Source organism: Streptomyces sp. SID13726, assembly GCF_010548375.1.
Lineage (GTDB): Bacteria > Actinomycetota > Actinomycetes > Streptomycetales > Streptomycetaceae > Streptomyces.
The window spans coordinates 1-422 of the sequence record NZ_JAAGLY010000553.1; the positions used below are offsets into that span (position 1 = coordinate 1).

The window sequence follows — 422 nt, forward strand, 5'->3', positions numbered from 1 at the left end:
CCGCACCCCCACCCCTGAGGCAACGGCCCGCACCCCTCGAGGGTGCGGGCCGTCGTCGTCTCCGCGGGGCGGACGTCGACCGCTCGGACGGTCCGTCACCAGCCGTGCTGTGCCCAGGCGGCGGCCGCCTCCTCGCCGTCGAGCCACTCGACCCGCAGCCGTCGCCCCCGCACGACGAGGCCGTCGCCGTCCTCGCGGGGGAGCGGCGGCGCCTCGGGGTCGTCGCTGTACAGGTCCTCGGCCAGGGCCGGGTCGGCGTCGTCGAGGTGGGCGCGCCACTGCACGCGCGGCTCGGGGTTCACGTGCCGCGGGAAGGCGTAGGGCCCGACGGTGTCCCAGTGCGTGCACACGCGCGTCACGAGGTGCCCGACCGGTGGCGAGGCGCCGTCCGCGTCGTGCCAGAGGCGCGCGACCCGCCCGGT

1 protein-coding gene is annotated in these 422 nt (G+C 78.2%); it reads right to left on the reverse strand.

Annotation, left to right across the window (positions count from 1 at the left end; translation table 11 throughout):
- Positions 1–95: 95 nt before the first annotated feature.
- A partial coding sequence (locus G3I78_RS49085; protein WP_164437153.1) for a hypothetical protein occupies positions 96–422 on the reverse strand: 327 nt, incomplete at its 5' end.